This window comes from Caballeronia zhejiangensis, assembly GCF_000698575.1.
Classification (GTDB): domain Bacteria; phylum Pseudomonadota; class Gammaproteobacteria; order Burkholderiales; family Burkholderiaceae; genus Caballeronia; species Caballeronia zhejiangensis.
Window position 1 is genome coordinate 36,307 of the sequence record NZ_JFHD01000043.1, and the last position, 14,746, is coordinate 51,052.

Annotated in this window: 16 protein-coding genes; 4 read left to right on the forward strand and 12 right to left on the reverse strand. The window is 63.0% G+C overall.

Annotated features, from left to right (window positions below; genetic code table 11):
• Positions 1 to 53: 53 nt before the first annotated feature.
• Genes BG60_RS31430 through trpE form a run of 6 tightly spaced genes read right to left on the reverse strand, consistent with a single transcriptional unit; the run spans position 54 to position 5,441 of the window.
• Positions 54 to 836, reverse strand: coding sequence for a uracil-DNA glycosylase (locus BG60_RS31430; RefSeq protein WP_008344418.1), 783 nt, complete (start codon positions 834 to 836; stop codon positions 54 to 56).
• Positions 833 to 1,480: a CYTH domain-containing protein gene (locus BG60_RS31435; RefSeq protein WP_008344419.1), complete on the reverse strand. Its 648-nt coding sequence runs from the start codon at positions 1,478 to 1,480 to the stop codon at positions 833 to 835. The genes BG60_RS31430 and BG60_RS31435 overlap by 4 nt, the downstream gene beginning before the upstream one ends.
• Positions 1,481 to 1,500: 20 nt before the next feature.
• On the reverse strand, positions 1,501 to 2,286 hold the full coding sequence (gene trpC, locus BG60_RS31440) for an indole-3-glycerol phosphate synthase TrpC (protein ID WP_008344421.1): 786 nt from the start codon (positions 2,284 to 2,286) through the stop codon (positions 1,501 to 1,503).
• Between the two features lie 22 nt (positions 2,287 to 2,308).
• A complete protein-coding gene (trpD, locus tag BG60_RS31445; protein WP_008344422.1) occupies positions 2,309 to 3,343 on the reverse strand; it encodes an anthranilate phosphoribosyltransferase in 1,035 nt (344 codons plus the stop codon).
• A gap of 4 nt (positions 3,344 to 3,347) precedes the next feature.
• Positions 3,348 to 3,932, reverse strand: a complete 585-nt coding sequence (locus tag BG60_RS31450; protein WP_034473938.1) for an aminodeoxychorismate/anthranilate synthase component II — start codon at positions 3,930 to 3,932, stop codon at positions 3,348 to 3,350.
• A gap of 12 nt (positions 3,933 to 3,944) precedes the next feature.
• The gene (gene trpE / locus BG60_RS31455) at positions 3,945 to 5,441 is read right to left on the reverse strand and encodes an anthranilate synthase component I (RefSeq protein WP_008344426.1); all 1,497 of its coding nucleotides are present in this window, start codon (positions 5,439 to 5,441) and stop codon (positions 3,945 to 3,947) included.
• Between trpE and BG60_RS38850 the strand changes: the two genes are divergently transcribed.
• Entirely contained in the window at positions 5,440 to 5,604 is a 165-nt protein-coding gene (locus tag BG60_RS38850) for a hypothetical protein (RefSeq protein ID WP_160172923.1), read from the forward strand. The two genes, trpE and BG60_RS38850, sit on opposite strands and share 2 nt — an antisense overlap.
• Positions 5,605 to 5,805: 201 nt before the next feature.
• On the opposite strand, the gene BG60_RS31460 is transcribed toward BG60_RS38850, so the two are convergent.
• Both BG60_RS31460 and rpe read right to left on the reverse strand, forming a co-directional pair.
• Positions 5,806 to 6,546, reverse strand: a complete 741-nt coding sequence (locus BG60_RS31460; RefSeq protein WP_008344428.1) for a phosphoglycolate phosphatase — start codon at positions 6,544 to 6,546, stop codon at positions 5,806 to 5,808.
• On the reverse strand, positions 6,543 to 7,238 hold the full coding sequence (rpe, locus tag BG60_RS31465; protein WP_008344430.1) for a ribulose-phosphate 3-epimerase: 696 nt from the start codon (positions 7,236 to 7,238) through the stop codon (positions 6,543 to 6,545). Before rpe ends, BG60_RS31460 begins: the two co-directional genes overlap by 4 nt.
• Before the next feature lie 220 nt (positions 7,239 to 7,458).
• Here rpe and apaG point away from each other — a divergent pair, with 220 nt between their 5' ends.
• Together apaG and mltA are read left to right on the forward strand one after the other, a co-directional pair.
• Positions 7,459 to 7,833, forward strand: coding sequence for a Co2+/Mg2+ efflux protein ApaG (gene apaG, locus BG60_RS31470; protein WP_034473939.1), 375 nt, complete (start codon positions 7,459 to 7,461; stop codon positions 7,831 to 7,833).
• A gap of 95 nt (positions 7,834 to 7,928) precedes the next feature.
• A complete protein-coding gene (gene mltA / locus BG60_RS31480) occupies positions 7,929 to 9,170 on the forward strand; it encodes a murein transglycosylase A (protein ID WP_174447762.1) in 1,242 nt (413 codons plus the stop codon).
• 65 nt (positions 9,171 to 9,235) lie between these two features.
• Here the strand turns inward: mltA and paaK are convergent, their stop codons facing one another.
• The 4 genes from paaK to paaN form a co-directional block, all read right to left on the reverse strand.
• A complete protein-coding gene (paaK, locus tag BG60_RS31485) occupies positions 9,236 to 10,540 on the reverse strand; it encodes a phenylacetate--CoA ligase PaaK (protein ID WP_008344438.1) in 1,305 nt (434 codons plus the stop codon).
• A 69-nt stretch (positions 10,541 to 10,609) separates the two neighbouring features.
• Entirely contained in the window at positions 10,610 to 10,996 is a 387-nt protein-coding gene (gene paaI, locus BG60_RS31490) for a hydroxyphenylacetyl-CoA thioesterase PaaI (RefSeq protein ID WP_235366211.1), read from the reverse strand.
• Positions 10,997 to 11,060: 64 nt separating this feature from the next.
• The gene (gene paaG, locus BG60_RS31495; protein ID WP_034473942.1) at positions 11,061 to 11,852 is read right to left on the reverse strand and encodes a 2-(1,2-epoxy-1,2-dihydrophenyl)acetyl-CoA isomerase PaaG; all 792 of its coding nucleotides are present in this window, start codon (positions 11,850 to 11,852) and stop codon (positions 11,061 to 11,063) included.
• A gap of 158 nt (positions 11,853 to 12,010) precedes the next feature.
• Positions 12,011 to 13,720, reverse strand: a complete 1,710-nt coding sequence (gene paaN, locus BG60_RS31500) for a phenylacetic acid degradation protein PaaN (RefSeq protein ID WP_034473944.1) — start codon at positions 13,718 to 13,720, stop codon at positions 12,011 to 12,013.
• Between the two features lie 141 nt (positions 13,721 to 13,861).
• Between paaN and BG60_RS31505 the strand changes: the two genes are divergently transcribed.
• Positions 13,862 to 14,638 (forward strand): enoyl-CoA hydratase, encoded by a 777-nt coding sequence (locus BG60_RS31505; protein WP_008344444.1) that lies wholly within the window; start codon positions 13,862 to 13,864, stop codon positions 14,636 to 14,638.
• Positions 14,639 to 14,746: the final 108 nt, after the last annotated feature.

Sequence of the window (14,746 nt, forward strand, 5' to 3'; positions counted from 1 at the left end):
CGTATCGAAGAAAAACCCCGCGTGGCGGTCCGCGTGGCGGGGTTTTTTGCGTTTCAGGCGAGCAATTCGGGCTCGGCGGGCAGACGCCAGTCGATCGGCGCGCGTCCGTGCTTCGTCAGATATTCGTTCGCGAGCGCGAAGTGCCCGCAGCCGAAGAATCCGCGATACGCCGACAACGGCGACGGATGCGCCGCCTCCAGCACGCAATGCGCCTTCTGCGTGTCGTCGATCAGCTTGCGCTTCGCCTGCGCGTGTGCGCCCCACAGCATGAACACGAGGCCATCGTGACGCTGCGCCATTTCGTGGATCAGCGTGTCGGTGCATTGTTCCCAGCCGCGTTTCGCGTGGCTTCCGGCTTTATCGCGCTCGACCGTCAGCGACGTGTTCAGCAGCAGCACGCCTTGTTTGGCCCACGAATCGAGGCAACCGTGCGCGGGCGCGGGAAATCCGAGACTCGCGTGAATCTCCTTGAAGATGTTGCGCAAGGACGGCGGCGGGCGCACGGGTGCGGGCACCGAAAACGCGAGGCCGTGCGCTTGCGGCGCGCCTTTGTCCTCGCCGTGATACGGGTCTTGTCCGAGGATGACGACCTTCACGTCGGCAGGACTCGTGAGGCGCAGCGCGCGGAAGACATCGGCGGGATAGACGGTCTTGCCAGCGGCGCGCTCGGCATCGACGAACGCGCACAACGCCGCGTAATGCTTGCTGTCGATGAACGGCTTCAGATGGCGGCGCCAGTCGGCGGGCAGCGCGTCGAACTGACTTTCGAGCGTCGTGGAGTTCGACGACGCGTTCGCGGCTTCGTTATCCGCGAAAAGGGAAGGCTGCTGATTCATGCGTTGCGGTTCTTGCCTTCGGGCGGCTCGCGCAGCAGATAGCCGCGCTGCGCCTTGCTGAGGTCTTCGGGAACGATCTCGGGAAACGCGCCGCGCAATTCCGCCGCGAGCATCGAAAGCGCGCTTTCCTCGCCGGATTTCAGTTCCAGCTCCAGCTCGCTGATATCCGCGCGACGCGTCGTGCCGTCGACGTCCGCCGTGATTTCGCCGCGATCCAGCGCGACTTCGATATGCGAACCCTCGCGCTCGATGTCCCAGACGATGCGCCTGAAATTGGTCTTGAACAGCGCGATCAGGTCCGGCGCGGCGCGTTCCAGCGCTTCGCGCGCGGCGTCGTTGTCGCAGGCGGCGATGAGCGCATCGATTTCGAGCGCTTCGCCTTGCACCGGCAACTCCCACTCGTGCCGGTTGCTCAGGCCAGCCACCGATTTGCCGAGCGTCTTGAACGTCTGCAGCCATTGCTCCGGCGTGCGGCGCAGGCGCAGCGCGGATTTCGCCTTCGCGAGCGCGCAGTCCGGCGTGTCGAAGTAGACGTTGGCAAGCTCGATCGGCTTGCCCGCGCCGGTGCGTTCGTCGAAGAAGCGCGCTACGTCGTCGTGTTGCGACGGCGCGAGCGCGAGTTTCAATTCCCGTTCGATGCCCATGCGGTTCCCGTCGATGAGATTTAGAAGAACATGCGCGCGAGTTCGGCGCCCGGATCGTCGGCGCGCATGAACGCTTCGCCGACGAGGAACGTATGCACGCGCATCGCGCGCAGCCGGTCGACATCGACGCGCGACAGAACGCCGGATTCCGTTACCACGATGCGGTCATCGGGAATCTGCTCCAGCAAGCCGATGGTCGTTTCGATCGTCGTTTCGAACGTGCGCAGATTGCGATTGTTGATGCCGATGAGCGGCGTCTTCAGCGTGAGCGCGTCGCGCAGTTCGTCGGCGTCGTGGACTTCGACCAGCACCGCGAGCCCGAGCGAGTGCGCGTAGGCTTCGAGATCCTGCATCTGCGAGAGTTCGAGCGCGGCGGCGATCAGCAGAATGCAGTCCGCGCCCATCGCGCGCGCTTCGATGATCTGATACGGATCGATGATGAAGTCCTTGCGCAGCACCGGCAGACTGCACGCCGCGCGCGCTTCCTCCAGATACGCGACGCTACCCTTGAAGAACTGCACGTCGGTGAGCACGGAAAGGCATGCGGCGCCGCCTTTTTCGTACGAACGCGCGATGTCGGCGGGTACGAAATCCTCTCGCAGCACGCCCTTCGACGGGCTCGCCTTCTTCACTTCCGCGATCACCGCCGCCTGATTCGCCGCATGCTTCGCGCGCAATGCGCCGACGAAATCGCGCAGGTCGCGCGAACTGGCTTCGAGCTTCAGCTCTTCGAGCGGCGCGCTTTGTTCGGCAGCGCGGACTTCCTCGCGCTTGACCGCGATGATGCGATCCAGAATGTCACTCATGTCGGCTTCCGTTCGGGTTCCGTTATTTCTTTGCGAATTGCTGCGTGAACTTCACGAGCGTCTCGACCTTCTCGCGCGCCGCGCCGCTCTCGATCGCTTCGCGCGCGGCGGCCATGCCGGCTTCGATCGAATCGACGACATCCGCGGCATAAAGCGCGGTTCCCGCATTCAATGTGACGATCTCGCGCGCGACGCCCGCCTTGTTGTTCAGCGCGCCTAGCAGCATTGCCTTCGATTCCTGCGCGTCCTGCACCTTCAGCGAACGATTCGACACCATCTGCAGGCCGAAATCCTCCGGATGAATCTCGTACTCGGTGACTTCGCCGTTTTTCAGCTCGCCGACTTTCGTCGCGGCGCCGAGCGACACCTCGTCCATGCCGTCCTTGCCGTACACGACGAGAACGTGTTTCGCGCCGAGACGCTGCATCACGCGCACCTGAATACCGACGAGGTCTTCGTGAAACACGCCCTGAAGCTGATTCGGCGCGCCGGCCGGATTCGTCAGCGGCCCGAGAATATTGAAGATGGTCCGCACGCCGAGTTCGCGGCGCACGGGCGCGATGTTCTTCATCGCCGGATGATGATTCGGCGCGAACATGAAGCCCATGCCGGTTTCAGCAATGGAAGCGGCCACTTGTTCCGGTGTCAGATCGATGTTCACGCCGAGGGCTTCGAGCACGTCCGCGCTGCCGGATTTGCTCGACACGCCGCGGTTGCCGTGCTTCGCGACCTTCGCGCCCGACGCGGCCGCGACGAACATCGATGCCGTGGAGATATTGAACGTGTGCGAGCCGTCGCCGCCCGTGCCGACGATATCGACGAAATTCGAGTTGTCCGCCACTTCGACGTGATTCGCAAATTCGCGCATGACGGTCGCGGCAGCGGCGATTTCGCCGATGGTTTCCTTCTTCACGCGCAAGCCGGTGATGATCGCGGCGGCCATGACGGGCGACATCTCGCCGCGCATGATCTGGCGCATCAGATGCAGCATTTCGTCGTGAAAGATTTCCCGATGTTCGATCGTGCGCTGCAGCGCTTCCTGTGCGGTGATGGTCATGTCGTCAGGCTCGCTTTCCGGTCGAAGAGTTTTTCACGAAGTTTTCGAGCAGCGCGTGGCCGTGCTCGGAAAGAATCGATTCCGGATGGAACTGCACGCCTTCCACTTCCAGCTCACGGTGACGAACACCCATGATTTCACCGTCGGGCGTCCACGCGGACACTTCCAGACAGTCGGGCAAAGACTCGCGCTCAATAGCGAGCGAGTGATAGCGCGTCACGTTGAAGTGTTTGGGAAGATCGGCGAACACGCCTTTACAGTCGGTTTCGATCTGGCTCACCTTGCCGTGCATGATCGTCTGTGCGCGCACGACGCGTCCGCCGAACGCCTCGCCGATTGCCTGATGGCCGAGGCACACGCCGAGAATCGGCAGCTTGCCGGAAAACTCACGCAACACGTCGAGCGTGATGCCCGCGTGTTGCGGATTGCTCGGTCCCGGCGAAAGACAGATGCGCTCGGGGTTGAGCTTCGCGATTTCGTCGAGCGTGATTTCGTCGTTGCGATACGTGAGCACGTCCTCGCCGAGTTCGCCGAAGTACTGGACCAGGTTGTAGGTGAAGGAATCGTAGTTGTCGATCATCAGCAGCATGGTCTTGTCTCCTCAGAAGTCGCTGTCGAGGCCGTCTTGCACTTGCTCGGCGGCGCGCAGCACGGCGCGCGCCTTGTTCTCCGTTTCCTGCCATTCGGATTCGGGCACCGAATCGGCGACGACGCCCGCTGCCGCCTGAACATAGAGATTGCCCTTGTGGATGAGACCGGTGCGGATCGCGATGGCCAGATCCATTTCGCCGCTGAAGGACAGATACCCGACAGCGCCGCCGTACAAGCCGCGCTTGATCGGCTCGAGTTCGTCGATGAGTTCCATTGCGCGAACCTTCGGCGCGCCGGACAGCGTGCCGGCAGGGAAGGTGGCGCGTAGCACGTCGAAATTGCTCATGCCTTCCTTGAGCTTGCCTTCGACCGAGCTCACGATGTGCTGGACGTGCGAGTATTTTTCGATGACCAGTTTGTCCGTCACGGTGACCGACCCGGTCTGCGCGATGCGGCCGACGTCGTTGCGCGCGAGGTCGATCAGCATGACGTGCTCGGCGACTTCCTTCGGATCGTTAAGCAGTTCGGTGGCGAGTTCGGCGTCGCGTTCGGGCGTGTTGCCGCGCGGGCGCGTGCCTGCGAGCGGACGAATCGTCACAATGCGATCGTCGGCGCGCTTTTCCTGACGCACGAGAATTTCCGGCGATGCACCGACCACGTGCACTTCGCCGCCGAAGTTGTAGTAGTACATATACGGCGACGGATTCAGCGAACGCAGCGCGCGATACAGCGAAAGCGGATTGTCGCGGAACGGCTTGATGAGCCGCTGGCCGACTTGCACTTGCATCAGTTCGCCGGCCGCGATGTATTCCTTCGCGCGGCGCACGGCGTTCAGATAATCGTCCTTCTTGAATTCGCGGAACGTTTCCGTACGCACGCTCGCGGATGTCACCGGCGGTTGAACCGTCACGCGCAAACGCGCCTTCAGTTCGCGCAGCCGATGCTTCGCCTTGGCATACGCTTCCGGCTTGGTCGGATCGGCGTAGACGATGAGATAAAGCTTGCCCGCGAGGTTGTCGATGACCGCGACTTCTTCGGTCAGCAGCAACTGGATGTCGGGAAGATCGAGATCGTCGGGCGGCGCACTGTGCGCGAGCTTCTTCTCGATGTAGCGCACCGCGTCGTAACCGAAGTAGCCCGCGAGACCGCCGCAAAAGCGCGGCAAGCCGGGCCGCGTCGCGACCTTGAAGCGCTTTTGATATTGCTCGATGAACGTGAGCGGATCGCCTTCATCCGTTTCGACGACGTTGCCATCGGTCACGACTTGCGTCTTGCCGTTTCGCACGCTCACGGTCGTGCGGGCCGGCAGACCGATGAACGAGTAGCGCCCGAAACGCTCGCCGCCCACGACGGACTCCAGCAGGAACGAGTTCGCGCCGTTGCGCTCCGTCTGCGCGAGCTTGAGATAGAGCGAGAGCGGCGTTTCGAGGTCGGCGAGGGCTTCGGCGATGAGCGGAATGCGATTGAAGCCTTCGTTCGCCAGCGATTGGAATTCGAGTTCGGTCATGTTGCGATCCTTGAGCGATGCGCGCTTTCTGGGTGGCGCGGTATCGGGGAGTGCAGGGCGCTGCGGTCGGTCGAATCTCGTGATGATCGCATACGACGGCCCCGCCGCTTCGATTTGCGGAAGCGGACAGGACGACTCGCGGCACTACACGACGCGTGCGTGAGCGAGGTTCGATATACGACGATTCAACGGAAACGGCGCGGGTATGCGCAGCGAAACAAAAAACGGATGCTGAAGCGCGATCACGCATGACGGCTTCAGCGCACCTCGGGCGAGGTTAGCGCGACCAGCGACGCCAGGGCCAGGCTCCCCGGTCGATGCTGCTCAGACTCCGTTTTCTGTTGAGAAACATGAATGGATGGACTTATTCAGTCAGTGTGGTGTCCGGCGGCGCCAAGGTGGCGGCAATCGCCGATGCTGCGGTGCGCAGCGAGGAAACTATACCATCGGATTTCACCGACTGTACAGGCTTCCCATGGTTGTAACCGTACGGAACGGTCAAGGTCGCGAGGCCGGCCGCGCGGCCCGCGAGCGCGTCGTTTTCCGAATCGCCGACCGCCACGGTCTCGCGCGGCAAGACGTCCAGTCGTTCGCATGCGGTGAGCATCGGGAGCGGATCGGGTTTCTTCGCGGGCAGCGAGTCGCCGCCGAGAATCACCTTGAAGAAATCCGCAATGCCGAAGTGCGCAAGCAACTCCACGGCGAAGCGATGCGGCTTGTTGGTCACGCATGCGAGCGCGACGCCGCTTTCACGCATCGCTTCGAGGCCTTCCCTCACTTCGGGGAATAGCGTCGAGTGCTTGCCGTTGACCTTCGCGTATTCGCTTTGATAGATCGCGAGCGCGTCGTCGAACTGCGCGACCGCCTGCGACGGCGACAGCCGCACGGCGAGCACGCTGCGGATCAGATTCTCCGAACCCTTGCCGACATAGCCCGTGACTTCATCGCGCGTGACCGGCTGTTCGATGGCGATGCGCGCAAGCATTGCATTCAGTGCCGCGACGAAGTCGTCGGCGGTGTCGACCATGGTGCCGTCGAGGTCGATGATCGCCGCGCGGATCGGACGATTCACAAAGGGCGATTGCGCCGCTGCGATCTCACTCATGCTTTCGCTCCAGATTCCACCTTCGCCAGTTCGGCGCGCATTGCGTCGATGACCGCCTTGTAGTCGGGCTTGCCGAAAATGGCCGATCCCGCGACGAACGAATCCGCGCCGGCCGCCGCGATTTCCGCGATGTTGTCGACCTTGACGCCGCCATCGACTTCCAGATGGATTTCGCGCCCCGTGCGATCCCGATACGCATCGATGCGCGCGCGTGCCTCGCGCACCTTGTTGAGCGCCTCGGGAATGAACGACTGCCCGCCGAAACCCGGATTCACCGACATGATGAGCACGAGATCGACCTTGTCCATTACGTGATCGAGGTAGATCAGCGGCGTGGCGGGATTGAAAACGAGGCCCGCCTTGCAGCCGTGATCGCGGATCAGCGACAGCGTGCGGTCGATGTGATCCGAACCTTCCGGATGAAAACTGATCACATTGGCGCCGGCCTTCGCGAAATCGGGCACGATGCGGTCGACCGGGCGCACCATCAGATGCACGTCGATGGGCACGTCCACGTGCGGGCGGATAGCCTCGCACACCATCGGACCGATCGTCAGGTTCGGCACGTAGTGGTTGTCCATGACGTCGAAGTGGATCCAGTCGGCGCCGGCGGCGACGACGTTGCGGACTTCCTCGCCGAGGCGGGAAAAGTCGGCGGACAGGATGCTGGGAGCGATGTGGAATTGCGCCATGGACGTATGCGGGTAGCGACCTAAAGCCGTGATTTTAACCCGCGTTTTCCGCGGAGTCCCTCGTCCGAATGGCCAACGGATGGCGCGCGGATGTGGCGGCGGGACGCCAATCGTGTTGCGGGCGCCGCTCGCATCAAGCAGAATGCCAGACCAATGGCCGCGCGCCGGCGCGCCCGTGTCTGGCGGCCAAGCGGCCGATCGAATTGGAATTGGAACAACGATGAGCCAGTACGAATTCAGCGTTTCCGTGCAGACGCGGTATTTGCCGGACCAATCAGACCCGGATAGCCGGCAGTACGCATTTGCCTACACGCTGACGATCCGCAATACCGGCCAGGTGGCGGCGCAGTTGATCTCGCGGCACTGGATCATCACCGACAGCAACGAGCACGTTCAGGAAGTGAAGGGGCTGGGCGTCGTCGGGCATCAGCCGCTGTTGCCGCCGGGCGAGCAGTTCGAATACACGAGCTGGGCGGTGATCGCGACGCCGGTCGGCACAATGCGCGGCGAGTATTTCTGCGTGGCGGAAGACGGCGAGCGCTTCGAAGCGCCCGTAGCGGAATTTGCGTTGCATATGCCGCGCACGCTCCACTGAGCGAAACAGCGGCAGGCGGCGCGAATCAGCGCCGTTTCGCGGGATCGTTCGAGCGGTTCTGGTTCTTCTTCTTGCCCGATGCCGTCCATACCACGATGAAGATCAGCAAGGCGAGCGCCACGAGCGACTCGAGCGCAAAAATAAGCATTGGATATTCGTCGAACAGATCAGACATGGCGGTTCCCATCAAGAACGAGCATTGTATGCGCTTCGTGCGGCCGGCCGCACGAGCAGCGGCCTGGGCCGCATCGATTGCAACCGCTGTCCTGCTCGCCTCGTGCGGCGGCGGCAATTACGTGAAGCCGGGGCCTGCGACGGCGACCGGCACGCCGATCATCACCGGACAGCGCGCCGCTTCGCGCCTGACTGCGGTGAGCTGGCAGCAGGTGCCGGGCTGGCAGGACGATTCGCTGATCGGCGCGACCGCCGCGCTGCGCCAGAACTGCAACCGGCTCTCGCGACAGGCCAACTGGCAGAAGGCGTGCGCGGCGGCCGAGCGGCTGGACGACCTCGACATGTCGGCGGCGCGCAGCTTCTTCGAAGCCTATTTCACGCCATTTCAGCTCGCCAACACCGACGGCACGCTCGACGGTCTCGTGACCGGCTACTACGAGCCGCTTCTGCGCGGGTCGCGCACGCGTCACGGGATTTATCAGTATGCGTTGTACCGGTGGCCGTATCGATACAAGCCCGGTTCGGCGCTTCCCGCGCGCGCGCAGCTCGAACGTTCGGGCGCGTTGAACGGCAACGAACTCGTGTGGGTCGACGATCCGATCGAAGCGTTCTTTCTGCAGGTGCAGGGTTCGGGGCGCGTCGTCATGGAAGACGGCAGCGTGATGCGCGTCGGCTTCGGCGGCACCAACAACCAGCCGTATCGCTCGATCGGCAAGGAATTGCTCGATCGCGGAGAACTCACGCCCGCACAGGCGACGATGCAAGGCATCAAAGCATGGGCGAAGGCGAATCCGGCGCGCGTCGACGCACTGCTCGACGTGAACCCGCGCTTCGTCTTTTTCCGCGAGATGCCCGCTAACGAAACGATGTCCGCAAGTCTCGGCGACGGTCCCGTCGGCGCGCTCGGCGTGCCGTTGACGCCGGAGCGTTCGATTGCCGTCGATCCGTCGGCGATTCCGCTCGGCACGCCCGTTTTCCTGCAGACCACGCGTCCGCTCAGCAATCAGCCGATGAATCGCCTCGTTTTCGCGCAGGACACCGGTTCGGCGATCAAAGGCGGTGTGCGCGCGGACTATTTCTGGGGACTGGGGGACGATGCCGGCGATCTCGCCGGGCGCATGAAGCAGGGCGGCAGGATGTGGCTGTTGCTGCCCAATTCCTGATATCGCCGGTTTCCCGGCAGCTTCACAAAAAGCTCGCGGCCATCATGGCTCGCGAGCTTTTTGCTTCACGACGCGACGTTGCGCCGGTCGATCACGCGCCGCGCCTTGCCGACGGATCGTTCGATGCCGTTCACCGCGAGCACGTTCACCACGGCGCTCACACCGATCAGCGCCTTGATGTCGTAGGCGAGCGCGGACTTCGCGTTTTCGAGCGCGGTCACATCCGGCGCGGATTCGGGGCAAGGCTCGACATTCAGCGTGAGTACGTCGAGCGGGCCTTCCTTGGTGAGCACGATCTGATAGTGCGGCGCGAGTACCGGGCGCTTGAGCAGCAACTCCTCGATCTGCGTCGGGAAAACATTGACGCCGCGCACGATCATCATGTCGTCGGAGCGGCCGGTGATCTTCTCCATGCGTCGCATCGTGCGAGCGGTGCCGGGCAGAAGGCGCGTCAGATCGCGCGTGCGATAGCGGATGATCGGCAGCGCTTCCTTCGTGAGCGACGTGAACACGAGTTCCCCGAATTCGCCGTCGGGCAGCACCTCGCCGGTTTCCGGATCGATGATCTCGGGATAGAAGTGATCTTCCCAGATCGTCGGGCCGTCCTTGGTTTCCGCGCATTCCGATGCCACGCCCGGCCCCATTACTTCCGAGAGTCCGTAGATGTCGACGGCGTCGATGCCCATGCGCGTTTCGATCGCGCGGCGCATGTCGTTCGTCCACGGCTCCGCGCCGAAAATGCCGATGCGCAGCGAGCAACTTGCCGGATCGATGCCCTGGCGCTCCAGTTCATCGGCGATCGACAGCATGTAGCTCGGCGTGACCATGATGATGTCCGGCCGAAAATCCTGGATCAGTTGCACCTGCTTCTCCGTCTGGCCGCCGCCGAACGGAATGACGGTGAGTCCCGCGCGCTCGGCGCCGTAGTGCGCGCCGAGTCCGCCGGTGAAGAGGCCGTAGCCGTAACTCACGTGCACCTTGTCGCCACGACGTGCGCCGGCCGCCCGAATGGAGCGTGCGACGAGGTTCGCCCAGTTGTCCAGATCCTGCGCCGTGTAGCCGACGACAGTCGGCTTGCCCGTCGTCCCCGATGACGCGTGGATGCGCGAGACCCGCTCCTGCGGAACCGCGAACATGCCAAACGGATAGTTGTCGCGCAGATCCTTCTTGGTCGTAAACGGAAAACGGCCAAGATCCGAGAGCGACGTGACGTCATCCGGATGAACGCCTGCTTCGTCAAACTTGCGCCGATAAACCGGCGAGTTCTCGTAAGCATGCTTGAGCGTCCATTTGAGACGCTCGAGCTGCAGCGCCGCGAGTTCGTCGCGGCTCGCCTTCTCGATCGGGTCGAGCGGCAGCGATGTGGTCATTGCTGTCTCCTTGATGCTGACTACGCGGCGCGGCTTTTAGATGCCGCGTCCGTTATATGAACGAGTCCGTCACACGGGAATTACGTTGCCTCTTATCTGAGCCGACTTGCCGCGGAACATCGCGACCGGCTCGCCTTCGCGATTCGTCACGCGGATATCGTAGATACCCGTGCGCCCGCTCAGCGTTTGCTCGATCGCTTCGGCAGTCAGGCGATCGCCGCCCTGCACGGGCCGCAAAAACTCGATCGAGCAGCCCGCCGCGACCGTGCTGATGTTGTACGAGTTGCAGGCGAACGCGAACGCGGAGTCCGCCAGCGTGAACATCAGGCCGCCGTGGCAAATCGCATGGCCGTTCAGAAAGTCGGGGCGCACGTCCATTTGCAGACGCGCATAGCCGGGCCGGACTTCGATCAGCTCGATGCCGAGCGCGCGCGAGCATGCGTCCGCTTCGTACATGGCTTTCGCCGTGGCTTCCGCGAGTTGTTGTGGCGTCACAGATATCTCCAGTTCGATTCGGTTCTCACAGACCTTCGAAGCGCGGTGCGCGCTTCTCCTTGAACGCGGCGACGCCTTCGATGTAATCCGGCGACGCACCGAGCTCGCGCTGAAGATCCCGTTCGAGATCGAGCTGCTGGTCGAAAGTCCTGTTCGCGCTCGCGCGGATCGCTTTCTTGATCGCGACGACCGCGCGCGCCGGCTGCTGCGCGAGTTGGGCGGCCAGTTGCGCGGCCGCTTGCTGCAGCTCGGCATCGTCGACGACGCGCCACACGATGCCCCACGCCTCCGCCTTCTCGGCGCTGAGTTTTTCGCCCGTCAGCGCGAGCCCGAGCGCACGCGCCTCACCGACGCGGCGCGACAGCAGCCATGTGCCGCCCGAATCGGGCACGAGGCCGATCTTCACGAATGCCTGAATGAAGCTGGCCGAGCGCGCCGCGACGACGAAGTCGCACGCCATCGCGAGATTCGCGCCGGCTCCAGCGGCCGTGCCGTTCACTGCCGCGATGACCGGCATCGGCAAAGCCTGAAGCCTGCGCACGAGCGGATTGAAGTGCTCGTCGATGAGATCGCCCAGATCCGACATCGAGCCAGGCGTGAAATCCAGATCCGCGAGATCCTGTCCCGCGCAGAAGCCGCGACCCGCGCCGGTGATGACGAGCGCGCGCGCATTGCCCGCTTCTATTTCAGTGAGCGCCTGGTTCAACTCGCGATGCATCTCGCGCGTGAAGCTGTTCAGTTTGTCGGGGCGATTGAGCGTCAACGTCGCGACGCGCGTCTTGACATCGACGTGAAAGAACACGGACTTCTCTGTCATTACATTTCCTCTCTCGACGAATCCGGCTGCGGCGGCGCGTGCTCGCCGCCATTCCTTGCATCCGATACTAGCCGCGCGACCGCGAGCTTTCCATTAGGCCGAATGGCATAAGCCGTTTGCACGGCGATCCGGCCTTTGGATCGTTTGTGTCGATTGGCTTATGCCGTCTGGCCAGCTTCCGCCGACGCGGCCTTTGGTGCAACATGGACGCGGCTTTGCACTACTCGGAAGCGATTTGCGACGAAAGCTGCATCCGAAAGCGCTGCGTTGGCCGCGGGGTTCGCGCCCGTGCCGTGGAAGTCGGAGAACGCCGCGGTCTGATTGACGAAGACGCCGCCGGTGAGGTTGATCGAGAGCGCGACACCGCCTTCAATGGCTGCTTCGTGCGCGGCTTCGATCACCTTGTCGTCGGTGCTGTAGACCGAGAACGTCAAGGCGCCGTGCGTGCGCGCGATCGACCCGGCGAGTTCGAGCGATTGCGCGGTCGAGTCGGTCGCGACGACGAACGAAATCGGGCCGAACCATTCCTTGGTGAATTTCGCTTCGTCGGTGCGCGCGTCGAGCTTGAGCATGAGGGGTGTGTGAACGCGGGCTTCAGGAAACGCAGGGTGCGTGAGAGATTGGCTGTCGAGCAGCATGTCGCCGAGCTTGCGCGCTTCGGTGACGCGTTCCACGACGCCATCGTTCTGAATCGCTCCCGTGAGCTCGACGGCGCGGGCCGGATCGGATGCGAGTTTTTCGACGGCGCCCGCGAGCGCTTTCGCGACGTCATCGAAGCTCAGTTGGCCTTCGGCGGTGCGGATGCCATTGCGCGGCACGTAGATGTTCTGCGGCGCGGTGCACATCTGACCGGAATAGAGGGCGAGTGAGAAGGCGATGTTGCGCGCGGCGGACTTCATGTCGTCCACGGAATCGATGACGATCTGATTCACGCCCGCCTTCTCGGTGTAGACCTGCGCCTGATGCGCGTTGCGCTCGAGCCAGGTGCCGTTTTGCGTGCTTCCCGTGAAATCGATGAGCTTGATTTCGGGACGCAAGGCGAGTTCCTGGACCAACGCGCCGTCGTTGGGTTCGGTGGCCAACAGCGTGACGACGTTCGGATCGAAGCCGGCCTCACGAAGCACTTCACGCGCGATTCGCACGGTGATCGCGAGCGGCAGGATCGCGCCGGGGTGCGGCTTGACGATGACGGCGTTGCCGGTTGCGAGATCGGCGAACATGCCGGGATAGCCGTTCCAGGTCGGAAACGTGCAGCAGCCGAGCACAAGCCCCGTGCCGCGCGGGACGATGGAGAAGCGCTTTTGCATCGCGAGCGGCGGATTTTTGCCTTGCGGCTTTTCCCAGTGCGCTTCGGCGGGGATGCGACGTAGCTGGTCCCACGCATAGACGACGGCTTCCAGCGCCCGGTCTTGCGCGTGCGGGCCACCGGCCTGGAATGCCATCATGAATGCCTGGCCGGTCGTGTGCATCACGCCGTACGCGATCTCGAAGCTGGCGCGGTTCAGGCGCGACAGGATTTCGAGGCTCACGCCCACCCAAGCCTGCGGGCCGGCGGCGCGCCAGGCGGACTGCGCCTTGGCCGCGGCTTGAGTCAGCGCGTCGGGATCGGCCTTCGGATAGCGGACGTCCAGCGCGATGCCGAACGGCGAACGCTCCTTCCCGACCGTTTCGCCCGTCGAAGGCTGATCGAGTTCGAAAGTCTTGCCGAGATGAGCTTTGAATGCTGCCTCTCCATCGGCGCTGGCCGTTTCCCCGTACACTTTGGGGCTCGGCATTTCGGCGAACGGGCTCCAGTAGCCGCGCGTTTCGATGGCTGCGAGCGCTTTGTCGAGCGTCGCTTCGTGCTTCGTGAATAGCGGATGTGTCATGGTCGCGAGAAGAGAAGAACGAGGGAAAGGTGCCAGGCCGAATAATTAACCGACCGGTTGGTTGGTGATGGTAGCATTATCGAGATGCAGTGACGAATGACTTTTCATTAGGGCTTACCTGAGGATCGCAAGGAGGAGCGAATGGCTTACGAGAATCTGCTGGTCGAGACGCGTGGTCGGGTCGGACTGATTACGCTGAATCGTCCGAAAGCGCTGAACGCGCTGAATGACGCGCTGATGGACGAACTTGGCGTCGCGCTCAAGGCATTCGACGCCGATGGAGACATCGGCGCAATCGTGCTGACCGGCAGCGAAAAGGCGTTCGCGGCGGGTGCGGACATCGGCATGATGGCCGGCTACTCCTATATGGATGTCTACAAGGGCGACTACATCACGCGTAACTGGGAAACGATCCGCACGATTCGCAAGCCGATCATTGCCGCGGTCGCGGGTTTTGCGCTCGGCGGAGGTTGCGAACTCGCGATGATGTGCGACATCGTCATCGCCGCCGACACGGCCAAGTTCGGTCAGCCCGAGATCAAGCTCGGCGTGATTCCGGGAGCGGGCGGCACGCAGCGCTTGCCGCGCGCTGTATCGAAAGCCAAGGCGATGGATATGTGCCTGACTGCGCGCATGATGGATGCGAGCGAGGCCGAACGGGCGGGGCTGGTGTCGCGCATCGTCGGGGCGGATCGCCTTCTGGACGAGGCCGTCGAAGCGGCGACGATCATCGCCGGCTTCTCGCTGCCCGCCGTGATGATGGCCAAGGAGGCTGTTAATCGCGCTTACGAGACAACGCTCGCAGAAGGTGTTCATTTCGAGAGGCGTCTGTTCCATTCTCTGTTCGCGACGGAGGATCAGAAGGAAGGCATGGCGGCGTTTGTTGAAAAGCGTAAGCCGGTTTTCAAGCATCGGTGACCTTCATGTGAGAAAGCGCTTGCGCTCCTCGATTCCGCTCACTAGAATTCTGTTCCTTCGCGATTCGATGAACGCGAAGGAAGCGGGAGAGGGCGGTATCGGCGGTGC